Genomic DNA, 23,639 nt, shown 5'->3' with positions numbered 1-23,639 from the left:
TCTGCTCTTTCCTTACGCCTGCATTTTCCCTACAATCGATGCCTTATTGATAAGTGACGCTGACTAAGTCTGGAGAAACAATGAGTAACGCAAAACACAGTAAACTACTCATCCTAGGTTCTGGCCCCGCCGGTTATACGGCAGCTGTCTACGCGGCCCGTGCCAATCTCAATCCAGTCATGATTACTGGCATGCAGCAAGGCGGCCAGCTTACCACGACGACAGAAGTTGAAAACTGGCCTGGCGACGCGGAAGGACTGACAGGTCCGGCACTGATGGACCGCATGAAAGAGCATGCTGAAAAATTCAATACTGAGATCATTTTCGATCACATCAACGAAACCGATTTCAGCCAGCGTCCTTTCCATCTGAAAGGCGATAACGGTGAATACACCTGCGACGCATTGATCATTGCAACCGGTGCGTCCGCAAAATATATCGGTCTGGATTCCGAACAAACGTTCCAGGGCCGCGGTGTCTCTGCCTGCGCCACCTGTGACGGATTTTTCTACCGTAACCAGAAAGTTGCTGTGGTCGGCGGTGGTAATACCGCAGTAGAAGAAGCCCTGTATCTGGCCAACATCGCGTCCGAAGTGCATCTGGTACACAGACGTGACACCTTCCGCGCCGAGAAAATTCTTATCGATCGCCTGATGGACAAAGTCCATAACGGCAATATCGTCCTGCACACAGATCGCACCCTGGAAGAAGTGCTGGGTGATGACATGGGCGTGACAGGTGTACGCCTGAAAGCGACCCAGTCTGATAAAACTGAAGATCTGGACGTGATGGGCGTGTTCATTGCTATCGGCCACCAGCCGAACACCGGCATTTTCAGCGGTCAGCTGGCAATGGAAAATGGCTATATCAAAGTCCAGTCCGGCCTGGAAGGCAATGCAACACAAACCAGCGTTCCTGGTGTATTTGCCGCCGGAGATGTCATGGATCACGTCTACCGCCAGGCTATCACCTCTGCTGGCACAGGTTGCATGGCCGCGCTGGATGCGGAACGCTACCTTGACGCGTTAAACAGCAAGTAAAAACTGAAACTACGGCCACGGCAATCGACCGCGGCCTTTTTTGCCTTCCCCCTTTGGGAAACCAGAATTTGACCAACCATACAGCGCTACTTTAAAAAATGGATAAACAATTACAGCGCGAATTGACCAAATGGTTAAAATCGCAAAGCAAGCTTGCCAAACCCTGGCTCATGCTGAGTGTCGGCATGGGATTCCTGTCGGGTCTGCTCCTGGTAGCCCAGGCCGGACTGCTCGCCTACATTTTGCAGCAACTGATCATTGAACACACTGACAAGTACCAGCTGATCGCGCATTTTGCCGGCCTGATTGCTGTGGTTGCACTGCGTGCCGCCTGCAGCTGGGGTCGTGAAGTGGCAGGATACCGGTGCGGAGAGCATATCCGCCTGCATATCCGTCAGCTGATCATTCAACGGCTGCATCAGCTTGGCCCGGCGTTTATCAAAGGTCGTCCTGCCGGTTCCTGGGCCAGCCTGATTCTGGAACAGGTTGAAGAAATGCAGGATTTCTTTGCCCGCTATATCCCTCAGATGGCGCTGTCTGTCCTTATCCCGGTTGTCATTCTGGTGGCGGTATTTCCGTTTAACTGGGCGGCCGGCCTGATTTTCCTGATCACTGCGCCGTTAGTTCCCTTGTTCATGGCGCTGGTCGGTATGGGTGCTGCCGATGCAAGCCGACGCAACTTTACAGCCATGCAACGCCTGTCCGGCCACTTTTATGACCGCCTGCAGGGCCTGGCAACACTGCGACTGTTCAACCGCGCAGACGCTGAAGCAGAAAACCTGCACGATGCCGCCGATACACTGCGCAAACGCACTATGGAAGTGCTGCGCATGGCCTTTCTGTCATCCGCCGTGCTGGAATTTTTCACGGCCATTTCCATCGCACTGGTCGCGGTATATTTTGGTTTTTCTTTCATTGGCGAACTGGATTTCGGCCATTATGGCCTGCCTATCACTTTGTTCACCGGTTTCTTTATTCTGCTGCTGGCACCTGAGTTCTATCAGCCGCTGAGAGATCTGGGCACCTATTACCACGCCAAAGCACAAGCCATTGGCGCCGCAGAATCCATAGTGACATTCCTCAATACCCAGGCCGACGACATGAGTCAGGGTGAGCAACCGCTGCCTTCACCCGAGACCATCCGCATCAGTCTGACCGACGTCAAAGTGCTCAGCCCGCAAGGACAGGTTCTGGCAGGCCCGCTGAGTTTTGATATTGATGCGAAACAACAAGTGGCTCTGGTTGGCCCCAGCGGTGCCGGTAAAACCAGCCTGTTAAATGCCCTGCTGGGTTTCCTGCCCTATGAAGGCAGCATCAAAGTAAATGGTGCTGAACTGCGCGAAATCGACCCAGCCCAATGGCGCCAGGCTATCAGCTGGGTTGGCCAAAATCCGCTGCTTATTCACGGCAGCATTCGCGATAATATTACACTAGGCAACCCATTAGCTACCAACGAGCATATCCGGCAAGTGGCTGACAAAGCCTTCGCCAGTGAGTTTATTCAACATCTGGAACGGGGCTTTGATCATCCGGTCGGTGATCGTTCAGCCGGTCTGTCCGTGGGCCAGGCACAGCGGCTGGCCGTCGCCCGTGCCCTGCTTCAGAACGGCAGTTTCTGGCTTTTAGATGAACCCACCGCCAGCCTGGATGCTAACAGCGAACACCTGGTGCAACAGAGCCTTAACCAGGCTACACAAGGCCAGACCACCCTGATGATCAGCCACCGTCTCGACCAGCTGACCAGTATGGATAAGGTGCTGGTGCTGGAAAACGGCCAGATTGTTCAGCAAGGCCATTTCAGCCAGATTAGCCGCGAAGGCTTATTAGCCGACATGTTGTCCCACACAGATAAGAGGGATCTCGATGCGTGATTTAATCCCTTACATTAAACTCTACCGTCGTCATTGGTTTGGCCTGACCCTGGGTATGTTGCTGGGGCTGGCGACCCTGCTTGCTGCCATGAGCCTGCTGACACTGTCTGGCTGGTTCCTTGCCGCCTCTGCCGTTGCGGGTATGACGATTGCCCGTGAAACCTTCAACTACATGTTACCTGCATCGGGTGTGCGTGGTTTTTCCATCGCCCGTACCGCTGGCCGGTGGGGAGAACGTGTTGTCAGCCACAATGCGACCTTTAAGCTACTGGCCGATCTGCGCATTTTCTTCTTCCGTAAGCTCATTCCGCTGATTCCCGGCCGTCAGACCAATCTGCGCGACGCCGATTTGCTAAACCGCCTGGTTGCTGATGTGGATGCCATGGACCACGTTTACCTGCGGCTGATCAGCCCCTTAGTGATTGGGGTGATTGGTATCCTGGCGATCAGTGGCTTTCTGGCCTGGTTTGACCCTGCGCTTGGCCTGGTACTCGGTTGCCTGCTGTTTACCCTGATGCTTTCTCTGCCGGTTGTCTTTTATAAACTGGGCAAGAAGCACGGTGAAACGCTGACGATGGCAAAAGCCGGATTCAGAATACGCCTGCTCGACTGGTTACAAGGCCAGGCCGAGCTCTTACTGTTTAACGCAGAGCCCGCGTACAGAGAGCGGACACTGAGTGAGCAAAGTCAGCTGCTGCTGGCACAGCGCCGCATGGCCAGCCTGACAGGGATGGCGAATGCGATGTTATTGCTGGCCACCGGATGGTCTCTGGTACTCATGCTGTGGTTAGCGGCTGACGGTGTGGGGGGCAGCACGCCCGATCCTATGATTGCGCTCGCTGCTTTTGCCACTATGGCCAGCTTTGAGCTGATGATGCCGGTTGCCGGGGCTTTCCAGTATCTGGGGCAAACACTCTCCTCGGCCAGACGCCTGAATGAAATCATTCATGCCACGCCCGACACACAGTTTGATCCTCAGGGCCATCAAGCCAGTGTTAGGGGCGAGATTAAAATTCAAGACGTCAGCTTTAGCTACTTCGGCAGCGAACAATCCGTGCTCAACCATGTCACTCTTGAGCTCAAAGCCGGTGAAAAACTGGCGCTGCTTGGACGCACAGGCTGTGGTAAATCAACCCTGCTGCAATTGCTGACCCGTAACTGGGATCCGCAGCAAGGTCAGATCACACTGGATGGCACGCCGCTTTGTCAATGGCAGGAAGCGGCACTGCGTGATGCTGTCAGCGTGGTCAGCCAGCGTGTCGATATCTTTAACGGCACAGTGCGCGATAACCTGCAACTAGCCAAACCGGATGCCACCGACAGCGAGCTGACAGCCGTACTGACCAAAGTCGGACTGGAGAAACTGCTGGACGGTAATGGCCTGAATACCTGGCTGGGTGACGGGGGCCGGCAAATTTCCGGGGGCGAACGCCGCCGTATGGGCATCGCCCGTGCGCTTCTTTATGATGCCCCCATTTTACTGCTCGATGAACCAACCGAAGGGCTGGACCGCCGGACTGAACAACAGATCCTGTCTTTGCTGTTCGAGCACATGCCGGATAAAACAGTGGTCTTCATTACCCACCGTCTGGTCGGGCTGGAGCAAATGGATCAGATTTGTCTGATGGATCAGGGCAACATCATAGAACGTGGCAATCACGCTTCTCTGATGGCCCTGAACGGGCGCTACACTGAACTCTGGCGTCGGGTTTAACTCATGCAACAGAAAGGCGCTGGAGCGATTCCAGCGCCTTTCTCTCAGTCTGGCTCACATTTGTTCTGACTCACTTGTTCTGGCTATGGATAAGTGCGGTCAACTCTGACCCCTTCGTCAAAATAGAGAATCCGGACGTTATCACCTGACTGAAACAGCATATTCGGATCAATATCCTGAATCACATCCACCAGCTTACCGTCATCGGTTTTTATCAGTAATTCCACCAGCTTGTACTGCCGGATTGACTGACCAATATGCTGATTTTGATAGGCAACTCCAGCGCCCGCCAAAGCACCAACCGTGGTCGCGACCTCACGGCCATGTCCTCCTCCGAACTGATTACCGATCAAGCCGCCCACCACTGCACCTAATAAAGTCTGCCAACCGTTATGTTCGGAGTTGACCACTTGCTGCTGGGTAATATAACGTACCGTTTCCAGTTGACCGAAAACAACCTGATTGACCGGGCGCGCCTGATTGCGATTATAAGGCGCGGCTTGCGACACGCACGAAAACAGCAAAACGAACCATAACCACTTTCTCATACTGATATTCTCCACCTACATTGTATTTATATGGCTATATATTTGCCTGAGCTCGACTCAGTCGACTTACAGTTTCCCCATCCGAGCACAGCGCTTGATGATCCCAATGGCCTGTTGGCATTTGGTGGTGATCTCAGTGCCCAGCGACTTGTTCATGCTTATCGGCAAGGCATCTTCCCCTGGTACGCTGAAGGTGAGCCCCTGTTATGGTGGAGCCCGTCTCCCAGAGCGATTATCCTGCCAGAGATATTTCAGCCAAGTAAGAGTCTGAAAAAGTTTTACCGCAAATCAGGCTATCAGGTCACTCTGAACCATGCCTGTCATCAAGTCATAGAGAAATGCGCTTACAGCCGCGGGGTTGATGCCACCTGGATCACTTCCGCCATGATTAAAGCCTATCAGCACTTACATAACCAGGGTCACTGCCATTCCGTTGAAGTCTGGCATGACGACCAGCTTGTTGGCGGCTTATATGGCATTAGCGTCGGTACCGTCTTTTGCGGTGAATCCATGTTTTCGCTCGCCGACAATGCCTCAAAGATTGCATTCTGGCACTTCTGCCGGCATTTCAGCGCACATAACGGCAGTCTTATCGACTGTCAGATTATGAACTCGCACCTTGCTTCTCTGGGCGCGCAGGAAGTGCCTCGTGACGCATTTTTGCAAACCTTAGGACAACAAAGATGCGCCATACTTAAATCAGGTTGTTATTCGCCCCAGGTTATTGCGTAGTAGGTTATCATGAGTCTTCCCACTATACGCTTAGGCTTTACTCCGGAAATCAGTTGCAGTTATTTACCTGAGCAAAAAGAGCAGCTTGGCGTAGTTGTTGACCATCGCTGGTTAACGGCTTCTGGCTACGGCGCTCTGCTTGGCTGCGGATATCGTCGCAGCGGTCAGGCCATTTATAAACCTATGTGTGACCAGTGCCATGCCTGTACTCCCCTTCGTGTTGACTGCACTAACTTCACTCCCAGCAAAAGCCAGAAAAGGCAGTTAAAACAGCTCAATGGCTTTCGGGCTGAATTCAAGAACCAGCTTAATGATGACTGGTTCCCTCTCTATGAACGATATATCCGGGAAAGACATGCGCACGGGGCCATGTATCCGGCCAGCAGACAGCAGTTTTTTGAGTTTTGCCAGGCAAACTGGATGGAAACCCGTTTTTTGCACCTCTATCAGGATCAGCAATTACTGGCTGTCGCCGTCACCGATTTTTTTGACCAGGCACTGAGCGCAGTCTATACCTTCTTCGAGCCGAACTACCCGTTATCGCTGGGCACTCTCTGCGTGCTGAAGCAAATCCAGTACTGCCGGGATACCGGACGACGCTGGCTCTACCCCGGTTATCAGATTGATGACTGCCCTGCGATGAACTATAAAACCCGCTTCAGGCCTTACCAAAAGCTGATTCAGGGCCAATGGCAATAAGATTATTATTTATCCCCCCTGCTTCTGCCTCATTAAAAGGAACGAAGTTTGCAACAAAAGCTGACAAAGGGCAGCAGCAAGGGTAAAATTGCGGGCCTGAACTTTACACTTAAACAGTTTCAAGGCATTATCCGGCCCAATCAGATGCAAGGCACGGTAGCCTAAGAGGATTCAATGGCAAAAGAAGACGTAATCGAAATGCAAGGTACTGTACTGGATACACTACCTAATACTATGTTCCGCGTTGAGCTGGAAAACGGTCACGTAGTGACTGCACACATTTCTGGCAAAATGCGCAAAAACTACATCCGTATCCTGACCGGCGACAAGGTGACAGTTGAGCTGACTCCTTACGATCTGTCTAAAGGCCGCATCGTCTTCCGTTCACGCTAATTTGCGCCGGGCTGGTGAACATCAGACTGGCCCAGCTGCGAAGCACACCATACTATCGCCTTCATAAGCTAAGGCATAAAAAACGGGACTCTCAAGTCCCGTTTTTGTTAGCTGTCACTGGCTGAAGCCGGCGTTTTAATGCGCGGGTTCCATCTCACTGCTGAAGCGGAAATCCAGTGTACCGTCATCTTTTAAGGTTACACGCACCGAACCACCATTGACCAGCGAGCCGAACAGCAACTCGTTCGCCATAGGTTTTTTCAGGTTTTCCTGAATGACCCTGGCCATTGGCCGGGCACCCATAGACTTGTCATAGCCTTTATTTGCCAGCCATTCACGTGCTTCATTTGACACTTCCATTGAGACGCCACGGGCATCCAGCTGGGCCTGCAGCTCAACAATGAATTTATCAACAACCTGATTGATAACATCTTTTTCCAGGTGATTGAACCAAATGATGTTATCCAGACGGTTACGAAATTCAGGTGCAAAGACCCGCTTGATTTCCGACATCGCATCATGGCTGTGATCCTGCTGAACAAGCCCAATGGATTTACGTACCGTCTCCTGAACACCGGCATTAGTCGTCATCACCAAAATCACGTTGCGGAAATCCGCTTTACGTCCGTTATTATCAGTCAGGGTCCCGTTATCCATTACCTGCAGCAACAGGTTAAAGACGTCCGGGTGCGCTTTCTCTATTTCATCCAGCAGCACAACAGAGTGCGGATGCTTAATGACGGCATCGGTCAGCAAACCACCCTGATCAAAACCAACATAGCCCGGAGGCGCACCAATCAAACGGCTGACAGTATGGCGCTCCATGTACTCAGACATATCAAACCTCAGCAGTTCGATGCCCAGCATTTTCGCCAATTGCACCGTCACCTCGGTTTTACCTACCCCTGTCGGGCCGGCAAACAGGAATGAACCCACGGGTTTATTATCAGCCCCTAACCCGGCACGGCTGAGTTTGATAACTTCGGTCAGCGCTTCTATCGCCTTATCCTGACCAAAGACCAGCATCTTAAGCTTGTTGTCCAGGTTCAGCAGAACCTCTTTATCGCTTGAGGAAACCGATTTTTCAGGGATACGGGCAATACGCGCGATCATGGCTTCAATGTCGCTGACATTGATGGTTTTCTTACGCTTACTGACAGGTGCCAGACGGCAACGCGCACCGGCTTCATCAATGACATCAATTGCCTTATCAGGTAAATGGCGCTCATTGATATACTTAGCAGAAAGCTCAACTGCCGCCCGAATGGCTTTATTGGTGTACCTGACTTCATGGTGGGCTTCGTATTTCGTTTTCAGCCCCATGAGTATTTTCGTGGTATCGTCCAACGAAGGTTCAACAATATCAATCTTTTGGAATCGACGAGCCAGCGCTCTCTCTTTCTCAAAAATATTGCTGTATTCCTGATAAGTGGTTGACCCCATACAACGGATTTTACCGCTGCTCAGCAAAGGCTTGATCAAATTAGCCGCATCAACCTGTCCACCAGAAGCCGCTCCCGCGCCTATGATGGTATGAATTTCATCGATGAACAGGACGGCTTTCTCTTCTTTCTCAAGCTGCTTCAAAATCGCTTTGAAGCGTTTCTCAAAGTCGCCACGATACTTAGTGCCGGCCAACAGTGAGCCGATATCCAGCGAGTAGATAACACAATCTTTAATAATGTCGGGGACCTGACCTTCAACGATACGCCAGGCAAGGCCTTCCGCGATAGCCGTCTTACCCACCCCGGCCTCACCGACCAGCAAAGGGTTATTTTTACGACGACGGCACAACACCTGAACGGTACGTTCAAGCTCATATTCACGGCCAATTAATGGATCGATAGCACCGGCCCGGGCCAGCTGATTGAGATTTGTGGCAAAGTTTTCCAGACGGTCTTCACCGCCTTCAGCACGAGGATCGTCAGGACTGACCTCTGACTGATTCAAATCATCACTGTCACTGTCTTTTACTGTGCCATGAGAAATGAAATTGACCACATCAAGTCGACTGATATCACTTTTCTTAAGCAGATAGGCCGCATGCGATTCCTGTTCACTGAAAATAGCCACCAGCACATTGGCACCGGTCACTTCGCTGCGGCCCGATGACTGTACATGGAAAACCGCGCGTTGTAGTACGCGCTGAAAGCTCAGTGTTGGCTGGGTTTCCCTGCTTTCGTCATCGGCAGGGATTAATGGCGTGGTTTGTTCAATGAAGGCATCCAGTTCTTTTCGAAGGGTGTCCAGATTAGCACGGCACGCTAACAGGGCTTCCTGAGCAGCAGGATTCTCCAATAGCGCCAACAGCAGATGCTCAACCGTCATAAACTCATGGCGTTTTTCCCTTGCCCGCGCGAAGGCACCATTGAGACTGGTTTCAAGTTCTTTATTTAGCATAAGGCACCTCCCCTAAATACCACTTGATTTGGCGTGCCGGAAAAAGTCAGGCTTTTTCCATGGTACACAGTAGCGGATGTTCATGCTCTCTTGCATACATCATGACTTGAGCCACTTTGGTTTCAGCGACTTCGGCAGTAAAAATGCCGCACACTGCCTTCCCCTCATAATGCACAGCCAGCATCAACTGTGTTGCTCTCTCCAAATCCATGGAGAAGAACTTCTGTAACACTTCTATCACAAAATCCATCGGTGTGTAATCATCATTATTTAAAATCACTTTATACATCGATGGCGGCTTAACCTGAGTGTCCTCCTTATTCAGTATGTCTGACTCTGGGCTAATCCTTTCGCTTAACTTACTCATATTCTCATCTTAGTCATTTGTTCAATCGGTTGCTAGATTGCGACGGACAAAAAAGATTTCATCCAAATGTTACAAGTCTTGCTTGACTGTCTAAGTCTTTTTACTAAAGTGTACCTTGTAGTAGATACTAACTGCATCAAAATAGCATTTATATTCAAGTCATGTTAAAACAGTACTGATAAATAAATGCTAAATGGAAATTGAATGCAAAGAGGGATGTAAAAGCATGGCAACAGGTACAGTTAAATGGTTCAACAACGCAAAAGGCTTCGGTTTCATTTGTCCTGAAAACGGTGAAGGCGATATCTTTGCACACTATTCAACTATCCAGATGGAAGGATATCGAACGCTGAAAGCAGGTCAACAAGTTAACTACACCGTTCAAACTGGCCCGAAAGGCTATCACGCCAGTGAAATCGTCCCCATCGATGTTGAAAGCGCCAGTAAATAAACGTAGCTGACACATTTACATCACTTTATCCAGGTGGGCGACTGCTCACCTTTAGCTATTGCCTCTCCCACCCTACTGACAACCTACTCTTCAAGCATTTCATCTCTGGTTATGCTTTTTCATCACCACTTCATTGACAATCAAGTGAATAAACAGTGAATAAATCACAAGAAAACAAGTAATTAACAATTCAGTTAACAACTGGCTATTCAGCCCGCGTTTTCTTATCGTTTTGAACAAGCGCTTGTGGGCTAATTATGACCGATCTCATAGAAACAACACAATGCCAGGGGCATGCTTTTCTCAGGCCATGGGATAAATAATCGAGTAAAAACAAAAAGGCCCAGCCGAAGCCGAGCCTTTTTCAAAGCGATTAAACTGACTTACATTTGTTCAATCATATCGCCAGCGAACTCTGAACATTTACGCAGTGTTGCGCCGTCCATCAGACGTTCAAAGTCGTAAGTCACAGTCTTGTTGCGGATTGCCGCTTCCATAGACTTGATGATCATGTCGGCAGCTTCAGTCCAACCCAGGTGACGCAGCATCATTTCAGCAGACAGAATCAGAGAACCCGGGTTCACTTTATCCTGACCAGCATACTTAGGTGCAGTACCATGAGTAGCTTCAAACAGTGCAACACCATCACCGATGTTGGCACCAGGTGCGATACCGATACCACCTACCTGAGCAGCCAGTGCATCAGAAATGTAGTCACCGTTCAGGTTCATAGTCGCAATCACATCATACTCAGCCGGACGCAGCAGGATCTGCTGCAGGAATGCGTCTGCAATGCTGTCTTTGATGATGATTTCTTTACCTGTGTTAGGGTTTTTCAGCGTCATCCATGGGCCGCCATCCAGCAGCTCAGCACCGAATTCTTTCGCTACTTCGTAACCCCAGTCTTTAAAGGCACCTTCAGTAAACTTCATGATGTTGCCTTTATGAACCAGCGTCAGTGAATCACGGTCATTGTCGATGGTGTACTGTACTGCTGCACGTACCAGGCGCTTAGTACCTTCTTCAGATACTGGCTTGATGCCGATACCGCAGTCTTTAGAGAAGCGGATCTTAGTCGCGCCCATCTCGTCTTGCAGGAACTTGATAACTTTATCTGCTTCGGCTGTACCCGCTTTGAACTCGATACCTGCATAGATATCTTCTGAGTTTTCACGGTAGATAACCATATCAGTCAGTTCAGGTTGTTTCAGCGGGCTTGGTACGCCTTCAAAATAACGAACCGGGCGAGCACAGATATACAGATCCAGCTCTTGGCGCAGTGCAACGTTCAGAGAACGAATGCCGCCGCCAACAGGTGTAGTCAGTGGACCTTTAATTGCAACTTTGTATTCACGAATAAAATCAAGTGTTTCTTGAGGAAGCCAAGCATCTTCACCGTAAATCTGAGTCGATTTTTCACCGGTGTAGATCTCCATCCAGGAAATTTTACGGTCGCCGCCGTATGCTTTCTGAACTGCCGCATCAACCACTTTGATCATTGCAGGGCTTACATCAACGCCAATACCATCACCTTCAATAAAAGGAATGATCGGGTTGTTAGGAACGACCAGCTTACCATTGGCATCAAGGGCAATTTTCTGACCTTCTGCTGGTACAACTACTTTACTATCCATTAAATTCTCCTAGCGTCCGTTTGTTATCTTTTTGTAAGATGCGGGGGAATCATACTTGAAAATTCACCAGCACGCCATGGGTGGTTTTTTACGTTATAATGGTGCGCTCACAAAATACTTATCCCCTTTACTTTGTATCGCCATGAAAACTCAACGTACCCGACGCACCACCCGGAACGACGATCGTAACCCGTCCCGTCAGCCTGGCGCCAAACCGCGAAAATCACGTACTACCTCTCAGCCAGGCCGTCACCGTGGTCCGCAGAAGATCATTCTTTTTAACAAGCCCTTCAATGTGTTGACGCAATTTAGCGGAGAGCCGGGAGACAAAACACTCGCTGACTACATCCCGGTAAAAGATGTCTATGCCGCAGGGCGTTTGGACAAAGACAGCGAAGGCCTGCTGGTGCTGACCAATGACGGTATCCTGCAAGCGCGCCTGACACAGCCCAGCTCCAAGCAGCCCAAAACTTACTGGGTGCAGGTCGAAGGCATTCCAGATGAAGAGCAGCTCAAAGCATTACGTACAGGTGTTACATTAAAAGACGGTATGACATTGCCGGCCGATGTCACCGTCATTGAAACACCTGCGGTTTGGGACAGGCATCCGCCGATTCGTGAGCGTAAAAATATCCCGACCACCTGGCTCAGCATAACCTTAAGAGAAGGACGAAACCGGCAAGTCCGCCGTATGACGGCCCATATAGGTCACCCCACTCTCAGATTGATCCGCTATCAAATGGCTGACTGGACTGTCGATGGTCTGGCTCCCGGTGAATGGCGGGAAGTCTCTCTCTGACAACGACAGGCTGGCCGGGGAGATTTACCGGCGCGTTAATTTTGCTAAAACACTACACATTAGCGGAGAGTTACACTATCATTGCCGGCAAATAGCAAACGATTGCGTTAGTGGTGATTAACGAGTGATCGCACAGGCTGACAGCCCAATTTGCCGATAAAAGATGAATAAAGTGTGAAGCGGTTCTCGATCTGTTTCAGTTCGCAGCTTTCTGTTAGAATTACGCCCTTATCACTTATTCAAGATTGAAGAGAAAAATGTCAGATAACAGCCAGAAAAAAGTTATTGTCGGCATGTCCGGCGGCGTCGATTCCTCGGTTTCTGCTTACCTGCTACTTCAACAAGGCTACCAGGTAGAAGGCCTGTTCATGAAGAACTGGGAAGAAGATGACAATGACGAGTACTGCTCAGCGGCAGAAGATCTCGCGGACGCACAGGCTGTGTGCGACAAACTGGGCATTCATCTTCATACGATCAACTTTGCTGCTGAGTACTGGGACAATGTGTTCGAATACTTTCTTGCAGAATATAAAGCTGGCCGTACCCCAAACCCTGACATTCTGTGTAACAAAGAAATCAAATTTAAGGCATTCCTGGAGTTTGCCGATGAAGTGCTGGATGCTGATTATATTGCCATGGGACACTATACCCGTCGCACTTTCCCTACCCAGCCCGGCCAAAAAGCACAGATGTTACGCGGACTGGATAACAACAAAGACCAGAGCTATTTCCTTTATACCCTGAGCCACGATCAGGTAGCACGTAGTCTGTTCCCTGTCGGTGAACTGGAAAAACCGGAAGTACGCCGCATCGCTGAAGAGCAAGGGCTGATCACCGCCAAGAAAAAAGACTCTACCGGTATCTGTTTCATCGGCGAGCGCAAGTTCACCGATTTTCTGGGTAAGTACCTGCCTGCACAACCAGGCGATATTGTGACGGCAGAAGACGGTAAAGTTATCGGACAGCATCAGGGACTGATGTATCACACCCTGGGCCAGCGCAAAGGCCTGCTGATTGGTGGTTTGAAAGACAGCTCAGATGAGCCCTGGTATGTCGTTGATAAAGATATTGAGAAGAACCTGCTGATTGTCGGACAAGGAAAAGATCATCCGCGCCTGCAATCTAACGGTCTGATCGCCGCTCAGCTGCACTGGGTGGATCGCGAACCAGTGCGTGAGCCGGTGAAATGCACGGTAAAGACTCGTTATCGCCAGCAGGATACGCCTTGCACCCTTATTCCTGTTGATGACAACAGCATCAAAGTCATTTTTGATGAGCCGCAAATCGCAGTGACGCCAGGCCAGTCAGCGGTGTTTTATCAGGGTGATGTGTGTCTTGGCGGCGGCATCATTGAAGAGCGGATTTAAAGGGGCAGTCCATGGCTTATACAATTTATGACAGAACCATTGCGTTTGCAGGTATTTGTCAGGCAGTGAAATTAGTACAGACTGTTGCTCGCACAGGTACTTGTGATAACGATGCTTTCGTCACCTGTTTACGCTCCCTGACCTCGACAAGCCCAAACAACGTAATTGAAATTTTTGGTGAAGAAGCTGACCTCAGGTTAGGCCTCAGCACCATGATCAATGAAATTGACAATACACCTGCAGGCAGTGAAATTACCCGCTATCTGGTCAGTGTGATGGCGTTGGAGCGTAAGCTGGCCAGTCGTCGCGACAGTATGGCGCAGTTGGGCGACCGGATTGATATGGTGAAACGCCAGCTGGATCATTTCGACCTGCTTGATGACCAGATGATCAGCAACATGGCCAGTGTGTATCTGGATATCATCAGCCCGCTTGGCCCGCGCATTCAGGTCACAGGGACGCCGGCTCAGTTGCAACAGCAACAAGTGCAGCACAAGGTACGTGCCCTGTTGCTGGCTGCTGTTCGCAGTGCCGTATTGTGGCGTCAGGTCGGCGGTAAGCGCCGTCATCTGATTTTTGGCCGCAAACAGATGCTTGAACAGGCAAAAATCATTCAGGCCCGAAGCTAAACACTATTCTCAGAGAACGCCTGCTGGGCGTTCTGTAACTCAGCTATAACCCTTTAATCAGGAGAGAGACATCATGGAACTGTCAGCATTGACTGCTGTTTCCCCGGTAGACGGCCGCTACGGTAGCAAAACCAGCGCACTGCGCAGTATCTTCAGTGAATTTGGTCTGCTGAAATACCGTACCATCGTTGAAATTCGCTGGCTGCAAAAACTGGCAGCGACTGACGCTATCGCGGAAGTTCCGGCCTTCAGCGCTGAAGCCAATGCCTTCCTGGATCGTATTGCCGCTGAATTCAGCGAGCAAGATGCACTGCGTATCAAAACCATTGAGCGCACGACCAACCACGATGTGAAAGCCGTAGAGTACTTCCTGAAGGAAAAAGTGGCTGATAATCCTGAGCTGCACGCGGTGAATGAATTCATTCACTTTGCCTGTACGTCTGAAGACATCAACAACCTGTCGCACGCTTTAATGCTAAAAGAAGCGCGTGAGCAAGTCATGCTGCCTGAAGTACGTAACGTGATTGACGCCATTAAAGCACTGGCAGCGGAGTACCGTGAAGTGCCTCTGTTGTCCCGTACACACGGCCAGCCGGCTTCACCAAGTACCATGGGTAAAGAAATGGCTAACGTGGCGTACCGTATGGAACGTCAGTACCGTCAGATTGAACAGGTAGAACTGCTGGGTAAAATCAACGGCGCTGTCGGTAACTACAATGCCCACCTTTCTGCTTATCCGGATATCGACTGGCACCAATACAGCGAAGAGTTCGTCACCTCTCTGGGTCTGGACTGGAACCCGTACACCACGCAAATTGAACCACACGATTACATCGCAGAACTGTTTGACGCCTTTGCACGCTTCAACACTATCCTGATCGATTTTGATCGTGATGTCTGGGGCTATATCGCTCTGGGCCACTTCAAGCAAAAGACCATTGCCGGTGAAATCGGTTCTTCCACCATGCCGCACAAAGTCAACCCGATTGACTTTGAAAACTCAGAAGGCAACCTGGGTCTGGCGAATGCTATCTTTGCTCACCTGGCTCAAAAACTGCCGATTTCCCGCTGGCAGCGTGACCTGACCGACTCTACGGTATTGCGTAACCTGGGTGTTGGCTGCGGTTATGCCATCATTGCTTACACTTCTACCCTGAAAGGGATCAGCAAGCTGGAAGTCAACCAGGCTGCACTGGAAGCCGAGCTGGACAAAAACTGGGAAGTGCTGGCCGAACCGGTACAAACAGTGATGCGTCGTTACGGTATCGAAAAGCCGTATGAGAAGCTGAAAGAGCTGACCCGCGGCAAACGTGTCGACGGCGAGGGTATGCGTCAGTTCATCGATGGTCTGGATTTGCCGGAACACGAAAAAACACGCCTGAAATCCATGACACCGGCTAACTACATTGGTGATGCAATTAAACTGACTGATCAACTCTGATCGGCTTATTTATTGTGTCTCAAGGCCAGCATAGGATGCTGGCCTTTTTAGTTTCTGCCGGTCTGCCCCCAATCACTGATATAATCGCCCTTAAATTTCTAACCGATGAAGACTATGTATCAATTTACCTTCTCGTTCAGCGAGTTCTTATCGACTTACTGGCAAAAGCAACCCACAGTGATTAAAGGCGGTTTTGCCGATTTCGTTGACCCTATCTCGCCAGATGAACTGGCCGGACTGGCGATGGAAGAAGAAGTCGACTCCCGTTATATTGCACGTCAGGGTGAAGACTGGCAGGTCGAACAAGGGCCGCTGAGCTTCGAAAACCTGCCGGATGATCACTGGTCTTTCATGGTGCAGGCAGCCAACCACTGGCACAGCGGCGCGGCCAGGCTGGTCAAACCGTTTCAGGCAATGCCCGGCTGGCTGTTTGATGATCTGATGATCAGCTACTCCACCCCTGGAGGCGGTGTCGGCCCTCATTTCGACCAGTATGATGTTTTCATTATTCAGGGTTCCGGACAACGCCGCTGGCGTGTCGGCCCGCGCAAAGAGAACTACGAGGAGTGCTTCCGTCATCCGAATCTGCGCCAGATCACCGGGTTCGACCCAATCATAGATGAAGTGCTGGAGCCGGGCGACATTCTGTATATTCCTGCCGGATTCCCCCATGACGGTTATGCACTGGAAACCGCAATGAGCTACTCAATGGGGTTCCGTTCACCAAAGCAACAGGAGCTTTTGAGCAGCTTTGCCGATTTCATCATCGAAAATGAACTGGGCGATGAACATTATCACAACCCGGATCTTCCGGCTCGTGACAAGGTCGGCGAACTGCCAGCCAGCGAATGTCAGGATCTGATAGCCATGATGCGCAACCTGATGGAAAAACCGGAAACCATGCATCAGTGGCTGGGTGAATACTTAAGCCTGAGCCGTCATAATATGGATGTGATCGCAGCTGATCCGGCCTGGTCGGGTAATGAAATCGTGGGCGCGCTGATGCAGGGCGAAACGCTGTTTAAGATTGGCGGTCTGCGCGCTTTTTACCATCAGGGGCACCCGCACACTGTCTATATTGATGGCGAGCGCTACCAGTTACCCGCCGGTTGTGAACAGGCCGCCGACTGGCTTTGCAATCAGGACAGTTTCTCCATCGCAGAGGTGGGTGAGCTCATCAATAACTCAGCATTAATTTTACTGCTGACCCAATGGGTTAACATGGGTTACTGGCATCAGGCCGACTAAATCAGGTTCCCGTTAAGGTAGAAAAGCCCGCACTGCGGGCTTTTTTTGGTCACGCTGACAGCGGCGGCGCTGTCACACTTTGAACTGACCTGCTAACTCTTGCTGTTTATGAGACAAGGAGGTTAAACGCTGGCCTATAGTGGCCGAATTTTCAGCCTGACCGAGAATGGTTTCACTCAGCTCGCGGATATTCGATACATTACGGTTCACTTCTCCGGCGACCGCACGCTGCTCACCCGCGGCATGCATAATTTGCTCATTCATAGACTGAATCGCACGGACCGCTTCGGTAATACGCTCCAGACTCGCGACAGCTTCACTGACCTGACGGGCGGTATCACCTGCCAGCTGGTTGCCTTCTTCAATCGCATTCACCACATCACGGGTGCCCTGCTGCAACACCTCAATCACGTTGCGGATCTGGCCGACAGAGTCCTGAGTCCGGCTGGCGAGCTGACGCACCTCGTCCGCGACCACTGCAAACCCACGGCCTTGCTCCCCGGCCCGCGCCGCTTCAATGGCCGCATTCAGGGCCAGCAGGTTTGTCTGTTCTGAAATGCCGGCAATCACCTGCAGGATCTGATTGATATCTTCGCTGTTGCGTTCCAGGTCACGGGCGACAGGCACAGCCGTTTCCATCCGGGAAACCAGATGGTTCATGGATTCTGCTGAGGCATGAATCACACTCTGGCCCTCTACAGCAGCTGAGTCTGCATCCCGGGCAGCACCAACCGCTGTTTCGGTATGACTGACAACCTGCTCGGCCGTCTGCGACATCTCTTCAGAAGCCGTCGCTACCATGTCGACTTCTTTAAACTGCGCCTGGCTGCCGTCACGGGTATGGCTCGCTACCTGTGCGGCCTCATTGGCCGTGGTGCCGACTTCATCAACCGCAATGATCACTTGCGAGATGGTGTGCTGCAATTTATCCAGGAAACGGTTAAACCAGGTTGCCAGCTCCCCCAGCTCGTCTTGCTGGCCAACATGAAGGCGCTGGGTTAAATCCCCTTCTCCTGAGGCAATATCTTTCAATCGTTCGGCAATCTGACGAATCGGGGCAACCAGACGAGCGGCAGCAAACCACAGCATCAGCAAACCAGCCGCTGCAATCATCAGGCTGGCCATCAACTGAATAGCAGAAGATTCATCTCGCTGTTTTTGAATCGCATTATCCAAGGCCGTTGCTTCCACCAGCACTTTTTCAGCCGGTAACTGAATAACCACACCCCAGGTTGTCTGACCCAGTTCAACCGGATTGTAAGCGGTCAGCCAGCTTTGATCCTGACTCCAGCCCACCACTTGCGTGCCCTGTCTGAGCCAGTCAGTCAGCGTAGCAGGAAGGCCATCGCCTGGCATTACCGTGCTGCCCACCCTGTCACTGGCCTGATCCCAGGCAACAACGGTGCCATTCTGACTGATCAGAGAAACCTTACCGCTGGCGTTAAACAGGTTATCGTCTACGGTATTGATGACACTCTGCAAGGTATCCAGCTTCACATCAATACCCATCACACCAACGGCTTTACCCTTTACAATCAGCGGAATAGTAATGGAGCTCAGCAGTACCTTCTGGCCATTATCGGTAGAGAATACCGGATCCTGAACACAGGATTCCCTGCCATTGAGGCTGCAGGTATACCAGGCATTGCTAGCCTTATCGCCAATTTTCGCTTCACTGATAATGCGTTGCTCAGCTTCGCCACTGTCGCCGCGGTACCAGTAGGGTGAAAATCGCCCGGTCGCATTGGCTCCGACATAGGCAGCATCGGCGTAGTTGCCATCTTCACCATCCAGGGCGTCCGGCTCAAACACCACAAACGCGCCATGAATGTTGGCAAATTCATTGACAGAACGGCGGAGTAACTCGGTAATTGAGCCGCGAAGTTCTGCACTGTTGGTGTAATTTTCTTCCGCGTTATATTTCAGAAACAGCACACTCTGAGCCAGCATCTCTGCCCTGTGTGACGCTTCATCAAAAAATTGCTGAACAGAAATCGCCTGTCTTTCAGCCTGTGCTTTTACCAGCTCTTGCGACTGATTTCGCAACGAACTGAATGACTGCTGGCTAACCAGTTGCTGACTTTGTCCCGAGAAGTAAAACGAAAGGCTGGTGAGTACCGCAGCGGTTGCCAGTAAGGCAAACCCCGCCATCAGGGTAATTTTCCACTGAACCGAAAGTGACCGCATATAACCGTCCTTGTAAGTCAAATCAGTCAAAATGTAACTTTTGATGATAACAACATCAACAAGTTGTTAACAAAACACTCAAAAGTTTGATTTTTATTCAATTTATCAGAGATGTAACAAAAAAAGCGCGGGTTTTACACCGCGCTTAAAGCCTGTCACAGGCTTAAATCAGTGCACATTCAAGCAAGCCACAGCATGCACGTCTCCGCCTTCTAATTGAGGCTTTTTCTGCGCACAGCTGTCGGTTGCCTGCGGGCAGCGTGTTCTGAACACGCAGCCCGAGGGTGGATTCATGGGTGAAGGTAAATCACCTTCAAGCAACTGAATGGTCTTATTGCGCTCTTTCTCCGGATCCGGAATAGGAACAGCCGACATCAGTGCCTTGGTATAAGGGTGCTTAGGTCCGTCAAACAGTGCATCTCCCTCACCGATTTCAACGGCATTACCCAGATACATCACCATGACACGATCCGAGATATGCTTCACCACCGACAGGTCGTGGGCAATAAATATCAGGCTCAGGCCCATCTCTTTCTGAAGTGATTTCAACAGGTTGACCACCTGAGCCTGGATAGACACGTCCAGTGCCGACACCGGCTCATCACAGATAATCAGTTTTGGCCTCAGGATCAACGCACGTGCAATACCGATACGCTGACACTGACCGCCGGAGAACTCATGCGGATAACGATTGATCACGTTAGGTAACAAGCCTACCTTATTCATCATTTCTTTCACCCTGGCCTTGACTTCATCTGTCGTCAGCTCCGGATAAAAGGTTTTCAATGGCTCGGCAATGATATCTCCCACCGTCATACGCGGGTTCAGAGAGGCCAGCGGATCCTGGAAAATCATCTGGATTTCTTTGCGTTTTTCACGCATCGCATTGTGTTCCAGCTTGGTCAGATCCTGCCCCAGCCAGACAACATTGCCTTCTGTAGCTTGCACCAGACCAATGACTGCACGGGCAAAGGTCGACTTACCACAGCCCGACTCACCCACAACGCCCAGAGTTTCTCCTTCGTACAAACGAATTCCGACCCCGTCGACAGCTTTCAGCTTAAGCGGTTTGGTCCAGGGCCAGGCTGACTTGGGTGCAATGTTGAAGTGAACCTTGAGATCTTTAATATCGAGTAAAACTTTCTTTTCTGCTTGCATTACCACGTCCCCACATCAGAAAAACATGCACGTAAACGCCCCTCAGCAAAAGGTTCCAGTGAAGGGGCTTCCTGTGAACAGCGGCTGCTGACACGGTGGCAACGCTCCTGATACGGACAGCCGACAGGCAGGCGCAGTAAGTTAGGCGGATTGCCAGGAATCGTCGGCAATTCTTCACCTTCGGTATCCAGACGGGGAATCGCTCTCAGCAGACCTTCGGTGTAAGGGTGAGCAGGTTTATAGAAAATCTCATCGATTTTGCCATATTCCATGGTACGGCCAGCGTACATGACCAGCACTTTGTCACAGCTACCGGCTACTACGCCCAGATCATGGGTGATCATAATAATGGCGGTGTTGAAGTCGCTTTTCAGCTCGTTGAGCAAATCCATGATTTGCGCCTGTACGGTAACGTCCAGGGCCGTGGTTGGTTCATCGGCAATCAGCAGTTTCGGACGACACAGCAACGCCATAGCGATCATCACACGCTGGCGCATACCGCCGGAAAACTCGTGCGGGTACATGGTAATTCGCTTGCGTGCTTCCGGAATTTTCACTGCATCAAGCATGCGTACACTTTCTTCGAAAGCTTCGGCACGCCCCAGACCTTTATGCAGCATCAGCACTTCCATCAGCTGATCGCTGACTTTCATGTAAGGATTCAGCGATGTCATCGGGTCCTGGAAAATCATCGCGATCTGCTCGGCGCGGATCTTATTGAGTTCACGCTCCGGCAAATTCAGGATTTCACGGCCTTCAAATTTCGCGCTGCCGCTAATCTTACCGTTCTTGGCAAGCAAACCCATAATGGAGAACACGGTCTGGCTTTTGCCTGAACCCGACTCACCCACTATCCCCAGGGTTTCCCCCTGGTTAAGAGAAAAATTCAAATCATTCACTGCGGTGACAATACCATCTTGCGTGGTGAACTCTACCCGCAGATCTTTGACATCTAATAAGCTCATATTTCACTTCCTTATCTTGCCGCCGTGCAGTCAGTGTTCCAGCAAGGTAACCTGAACAGCGGCAATGAATATTCCTTGGTTTTATCTGTCTTTCGGATCCAGCGCGTCGCGCAGGCCATCGCCAACATAGTTAAAGCAGAATAAAGTCAGGACCATAAATATCGCAGGGAACAACAGCTGCCAGATGGCAATCTCCATTGTTTGTGCCCCTTCTTGCAGCAAGGCGCCCCAGCTGGTCATTGGCTCCTGTACACCCAGACCAAGGAAACTCAGGAAAGATTCGGTCAAAATCATCTGCGGTACCAGCAGTGTTGAATACACAGCAACAATACCCAGTACGTTAGGCACGATATGACGGGTAATAATATTCCAGCGGCTGACACCAGACACATGGGCAGCTTCGATAAATTCTTTGCTGCGCAGTGACAACGTCTGACCACGTACGATACGGGCCATATCCAGCCAGGAAATAGCGCCAATCGCCACGAAGATCAGCATGATATTACGACCAAAGAAGGTCACCAGGACGATCACAAAGAACATAAACGGAATCGAGTACAGAATTTCCAGAATACGCATCATGACACGGTCGGTGCGGCCGCCAAGAAAGCCGGACGTTGCGCCGTACAAGGTGCCGATAACAACAGCAACCAGGGCACCGAGAATGCCGACCATTAATGAGATACGGCCGCCGGTCAGGGTACGCGTATACAAATCACGCCCCAGACTGTCTGTGCCGAACAAGTGACCTTCCGAACCAAGGCTTGGTGCGGCATGCAATGCATACCAATCGGTGTCATCAAAGGCGTACTGACTGAACATAGGCCCGAAAATAACAGCCAGGCAGATCAAAGACAGAATAGCCAGGCTGATCATAGCGGCTTTGTTACGTGTAAATCGGGTACGGGCATCCTGCCACAGACTGCGGCCTTCAATTTCCAGCTGCTCTGAAAACTTCTCTACCGCGTTTACGTTTTCTTTTTTAGTTAACATCATCGGTCAGCTTCCTCAGTAGCGGATTTTCGGATCGATATACGCCAGAACAATATCAACAATAGCGTTGAACAGAATGGTAAGCGTACCGATCAGAATAGTAATACCAAGCACCAGTGAATAATCACGGTTGAAGGCTGCATTCACGAAAAGCTTACCAATTCCTGGCAGACCGAAGATGGTTTCAATCACAACAGAACCAGTAATAATACCGACAAATGCAGGGCCCATATATGAGACAACAGGCAACATCGCTGGCTTGAGCGCATGCTTGACAATGATATACGGGTAACTCAGGCCTTTGGCACGGGCAGTACGGATAAAGTTGCTGTTCAGTGTTTCAATCATGCTGCCACGGGTAATTCGGGCAAATGTCGCCACATACAGCAGCGCCATCCCTAACATAGGCAGCAGCATGAATTTAACCGAACCATCCTGCCAGCCACCAGCAGGTAACCATTGCATGTTAATTGAAAAGATATAAATGAGGACAGGCGCCAGAATAAAGGATGGCATCACCACCCCAGCCATGGCCGTAGACATTATCAGGTAATCAAGCCAGGTATTTTGCTTGAGTGCGGCAAGGGTTCCGACAGTGACCCCCATCACCAGCGCAAACACAAAAGCAAAAAAACCAATTTTTGCAGAAACCGGCAAGGCATCCTGAACCAGCTCATTCACGCTGAAATCTTTATATTTAAAAGACGGGCCAAAGTCGCCCTGCAGAATATTACCCAGGTAAGTGGTGTACTGTTCGAAAACAGGCTTATCCAGACCATACTTAGCTTCGATATTTGCCATCACTTCCGGCGGAAGTGGGCGCTCACTTGAGAACGGATTACCCGGCGCGAAGCGCATCAGGAAAAATGAGATTGTGATCAGAACCAACAGCGTTGGGATCGCCTCAAAAATCCGTTTTGCAACAAATTTAATCATAATTGTTACCGACTAATAGCTGTGACAGAATTGCCGCATCTCCTCACCCTACTGAGGAGGAGATGCG

At 50.6% G+C, this 23,639-nt stretch carries 21 protein-coding genes; 12 read left to right on the top strand and 9 right to left on the bottom strand.

Translation table 11 applies throughout. The features are described 5' to 3' along the window. The first annotated feature begins 80 nt into the window (after window positions 1-80). From trxB to cydC, 3 genes are all read left to right on the top strand, one after another. Complete coding sequence (gene trxB / locus IFO68_RS06645; RefSeq protein ID WP_192015173.1) at window positions 81-1,040, top strand: thioredoxin-disulfide reductase; 960 nt, start codon at window positions 81-83, stop codon at window positions 1,038-1,040. 98 nt (window positions 1,041-1,138) lie between these two features. Beyond that, entirely contained in the window at window positions 1,139-2,911 is a 1,773-nt protein-coding gene (cydD, locus tag IFO68_RS06640; RefSeq protein ID WP_192015172.1) for a heme ABC transporter permease/ATP-binding protein CydD, read from the top strand. Further along, the gene (cydC, locus tag IFO68_RS06635) at window positions 2,904-4,625 is read left to right on the top strand and encodes a heme ABC transporter ATP-binding protein/permease CydC (protein ID WP_192015171.1); all 1,722 of its coding nucleotides are present in this window, start codon (window positions 2,904-2,906) and stop codon (window positions 4,623-4,625) included. Before cydD ends, cydC begins: the two co-directional genes overlap by 8 nt. A gap of 83 nt (window positions 4,626-4,708) precedes the next feature. Here the strand turns inward: cydC and IFO68_RS06630 are convergent, their stop codons facing one another. Next, window positions 4,709-5,173 (bottom strand): outer membrane lipoprotein, encoded by a 465-nt coding sequence (locus IFO68_RS06630; RefSeq protein WP_161445792.1) that lies wholly within the window; start codon window positions 5,171-5,173, stop codon window positions 4,709-4,711. A 30-nt stretch (window positions 5,174-5,203) separates the two neighbouring features. On the opposite strand from IFO68_RS06630, the gene aat reads away from it, so the two are divergent. The 3 genes from aat to infA all read left to right on the top strand — a co-directional run bounded on the left by aat (window position 5,204) and on the right by infA (window position 6,997). After that, complete coding sequence (gene aat, locus IFO68_RS06625) at window positions 5,204-5,905, top strand: leucyl/phenylalanyl-tRNA--protein transferase (RefSeq protein WP_192015170.1); 702 nt, start codon at window positions 5,204-5,206, stop codon at window positions 5,903-5,905. Between the two features lie 9 nt (window positions 5,906-5,914). Continuing rightward, entirely contained in the window at window positions 5,915-6,604 is a 690-nt protein-coding gene (locus tag IFO68_RS06620) for an arginyltransferase (protein WP_192015169.1), read from the top strand. A 174-nt stretch (window positions 6,605-6,778) separates the two neighbouring features. After that, window positions 6,779-6,997 carry a translation initiation factor IF-1 gene (gene infA / locus IFO68_RS06615; RefSeq protein ID WP_027252769.1) on the top strand — a complete coding sequence of 73 codons (219 nt, stop codon included), beginning with the start codon at window positions 6,779-6,781 and terminating at the stop codon, window positions 6,995-6,997. Window positions 6,998-7,132: 135 nt separating this feature from the next. Here infA and clpA read toward each other — a convergent pair whose 3' ends face one another. Together clpA and clpS are read right to left on the bottom strand one after the other, a co-directional pair. Then, a complete protein-coding gene (gene clpA, locus IFO68_RS06610) occupies window positions 7,133-9,397 on the bottom strand; it encodes an ATP-dependent Clp protease ATP-binding subunit ClpA (RefSeq protein ID WP_192015168.1) in 2,265 nt (754 codons plus the stop codon). 46 nt (window positions 9,398-9,443) lie between these two features. After that, the gene (clpS, locus tag IFO68_RS06605) at window positions 9,444-9,764 is read right to left on the bottom strand and encodes an ATP-dependent Clp protease adapter ClpS (RefSeq protein WP_161445786.1); all 321 of its coding nucleotides are present in this window, start codon (window positions 9,762-9,764) and stop codon (window positions 9,444-9,446) included. A gap of 226 nt (window positions 9,765-9,990) precedes the next feature. On the opposite strand from clpS, the gene cspD reads away from it, so the two are divergent. After that, complete coding sequence (gene cspD / locus IFO68_RS06600; protein WP_027252772.1) at window positions 9,991-10,215, top strand: cold shock domain-containing protein CspD; 225 nt, start codon at window positions 9,991-9,993, stop codon at window positions 10,213-10,215. Window positions 10,216-10,598: 383 nt separating this feature from the next. Here cspD and icd read toward each other — a convergent pair whose 3' ends face one another. After that, window positions 10,599-11,849 (bottom strand): NADP-dependent isocitrate dehydrogenase, encoded by a 1,251-nt coding sequence (gene icd, locus IFO68_RS06595; RefSeq protein ID WP_192015167.1) that lies wholly within the window; start codon window positions 11,847-11,849, stop codon window positions 10,599-10,601. A 142-nt stretch (window positions 11,850-11,991) separates the two neighbouring features. Here icd and IFO68_RS06590 point away from each other — a divergent pair, with 142 nt between their 5' ends. The 5 genes from IFO68_RS06590 to IFO68_RS06570 all read left to right on the top strand — a co-directional run bounded on the left by IFO68_RS06590 (window position 11,992) and on the right by IFO68_RS06570 (window position 17,333). After that, complete coding sequence (locus IFO68_RS06590) at window positions 11,992-12,648, top strand: pseudouridine synthase (RefSeq protein WP_192015166.1); 657 nt, start codon at window positions 11,992-11,994, stop codon at window positions 12,646-12,648. Between the two features lie 257 nt (window positions 12,649-12,905). After that, window positions 12,906-14,015, top strand: coding sequence for a tRNA 2-thiouridine(34) synthase MnmA (mnmA, locus tag IFO68_RS06585; RefSeq protein WP_192015165.1), 1,110 nt, complete (start codon window positions 12,906-12,908; stop codon window positions 14,013-14,015). An 11-nt stretch (window positions 14,016-14,026) separates the two neighbouring features. Continuing rightward, the gene (gene hflD / locus IFO68_RS06580; protein WP_192015164.1) at window positions 14,027-14,644 is read left to right on the top strand and encodes a high frequency lysogenization protein HflD; all 618 of its coding nucleotides are present in this window, start codon (window positions 14,027-14,029) and stop codon (window positions 14,642-14,644) included. Window positions 14,645-14,717: 73 nt separating this feature from the next. Beyond that, complete coding sequence (purB, locus tag IFO68_RS06575) at window positions 14,718-16,085, top strand: adenylosuccinate lyase (RefSeq protein WP_192015163.1); 1,368 nt, start codon at window positions 14,718-14,720, stop codon at window positions 16,083-16,085. A 114-nt stretch (window positions 16,086-16,199) separates the two neighbouring features. Then, window positions 16,200-17,333, top strand: coding sequence for a ribosomal protein uL16 3-hydroxylase (locus IFO68_RS06570; protein ID WP_192015162.1), 1,134 nt, complete (start codon window positions 16,200-16,202; stop codon window positions 17,331-17,333). 72 nt (window positions 17,334-17,405) lie between these two features. Here the strand turns inward: IFO68_RS06570 and IFO68_RS06565 are convergent, their stop codons facing one another. The 5 genes from IFO68_RS06565 to oppB form a co-directional block, all read right to left on the bottom strand. Further along, window positions 17,406-19,520, bottom strand: coding sequence for a methyl-accepting chemotaxis protein (locus IFO68_RS06565; RefSeq protein ID WP_192015161.1), 2,115 nt, complete (start codon window positions 19,518-19,520; stop codon window positions 17,406-17,408). Window positions 19,521-19,688: 168 nt separating this feature from the next. After that, window positions 19,689-20,678 carry a murein tripeptide/oligopeptide ABC transporter ATP binding protein OppF gene (gene oppF, locus IFO68_RS06560; protein WP_192015160.1) on the bottom strand — a complete coding sequence of 330 codons (990 nt, stop codon included), beginning with the start codon at window positions 20,676-20,678 and terminating at the stop codon, window positions 19,689-19,691. Further along, the gene (oppD, locus tag IFO68_RS06555) at window positions 20,678-21,643 is read right to left on the bottom strand and encodes an ABC transporter ATP-binding protein (RefSeq protein WP_192015159.1); all 966 of its coding nucleotides are present in this window, start codon (window positions 21,641-21,643) and stop codon (window positions 20,678-20,680) included. The genes oppF and oppD overlap by 1 nt, the downstream gene beginning before the upstream one ends. 81 nt (window positions 21,644-21,724) lie before the next feature. Then, complete coding sequence (gene oppC, locus IFO68_RS06550; RefSeq protein ID WP_192015364.1) at window positions 21,725-22,636, bottom strand: oligopeptide ABC transporter permease OppC; 912 nt, start codon at window positions 22,634-22,636, stop codon at window positions 21,725-21,727. 15 nt (window positions 22,637-22,651) lie between these two features. Beyond that, a complete protein-coding gene (gene oppB / locus IFO68_RS06545; RefSeq protein WP_192015158.1) occupies window positions 22,652-23,572 on the bottom strand; it encodes an oligopeptide ABC transporter permease OppB in 921 nt (306 codons plus the stop codon). Window positions 23,573-23,639: the final 67 nt, after the last annotated feature.

The sequence above is a fragment of the Photobacterium arenosum genome (genome assembly GCF_014841115.1).
GTDB lineage: Bacteria > Pseudomonadota > Gammaproteobacteria > Enterobacterales > Vibrionaceae > Photobacterium > Photobacterium arenosum.
Note: the sequence above shows the minus strand (reverse complement) of the source record. Positions and strands in the feature narration are given on the sequence as shown.

Coding starts and splice junctions, on each gene's coding strand:
- oppD (WP_192015159.1), bottom strand. CDS start 21,643: ATGAGCTTATTAGATGTCAAAGATCTGCGGGTAGAGTTCACCACGCAA.
- cydD (WP_192015172.1), top strand. CDS start 1,139: ATGGATAAACAATTACAGCGCGAATTGACCAAATGGTTAAAATCGCAA.
- aat (WP_192015170.1), top strand. CDS start 5,204: ATGGCTATATATTTGCCTGAGCTCGACTCAGTCGACTTACAGTTTCCC.
- IFO68_RS06565 (WP_192015161.1), bottom strand. CDS start 19,520: ATGCGGTCACTTTCGGTTCAGTGGAAAATTACCCTGATGGCGGGGTTT.
- IFO68_RS06620 (WP_192015169.1), top strand. CDS start 5,915: ATGAGTCTTCCCACTATACGCTTAGGCTTTACTCCGGAAATCAGTTGC.
- icd (WP_192015167.1), bottom strand. CDS start 11,849: ATGGATAGTAAAGTAGTTGTACCAGCAGAAGGTCAGAAAATTGCCCTT.
- oppB (WP_192015158.1), bottom strand. CDS start 23,572: ATGATTAAATTTGTTGCAAAACGGATTTTTGAGGCGATCCCAACGCTG.
- clpS (WP_161445786.1), bottom strand. CDS start 9,764: ATGAGTAAGTTAAGCGAAAGGATTAGCCCAGAGTCAGACATACTGAAT.
- cspD (WP_027252772.1), top strand. CDS start 9,991: ATGGCAACAGGTACAGTTAAATGGTTCAACAACGCAAAAGGCTTCGGT.
- cydC (WP_192015171.1), top strand. CDS start 2,904: ATGCGTGATTTAATCCCTTACATTAAACTCTACCGTCGTCATTGGTTT.
- purB (WP_192015163.1), top strand. CDS start 14,718: ATGGAACTGTCAGCATTGACTGCTGTTTCCCCGGTAGACGGCCGCTAC.
- clpA (WP_192015168.1), bottom strand. CDS start 9,397: ATGCTAAATAAAGAACTTGAAACCAGTCTCAATGGTGCCTTCGCGCGG.
- mnmA (WP_192015165.1), top strand. CDS start 12,906: ATGTCAGATAACAGCCAGAAAAAAGTTATTGTCGGCATGTCCGGCGGC.
- IFO68_RS06570 (WP_192015162.1), top strand. CDS start 16,200: ATGTATCAATTTACCTTCTCGTTCAGCGAGTTCTTATCGACTTACTGG.
- infA (WP_027252769.1), top strand. CDS start 6,779: ATGGCAAAAGAAGACGTAATCGAAATGCAAGGTACTGTACTGGATACA.
- trxB (WP_192015173.1), top strand. CDS start 81: ATGAGTAACGCAAAACACAGTAAACTACTCATCCTAGGTTCTGGCCCC.
- IFO68_RS06590 (WP_192015166.1), top strand. CDS start 11,992: ATGAAAACTCAACGTACCCGACGCACCACCCGGAACGACGATCGTAAC.
- oppF (WP_192015160.1), bottom strand. CDS start 20,678: ATGCAAGCAGAAAAGAAAGTTTTACTCGATATTAAAGATCTCAAGGTT.
- oppC (WP_192015364.1), bottom strand. CDS start 22,636: ATGTTAACTAAAAAAGAAAACGTAAACGCGGTAGAGAAGTTTTCAGAG.
- hflD (WP_192015164.1), top strand. CDS start 14,027: ATGGCTTATACAATTTATGACAGAACCATTGCGTTTGCAGGTATTTGT.
- IFO68_RS06630 (WP_161445792.1), bottom strand. CDS start 5,173: ATGAGAAAGTGGTTATGGTTCGTTTTGCTGTTTTCGTGCGTGTCGCAA.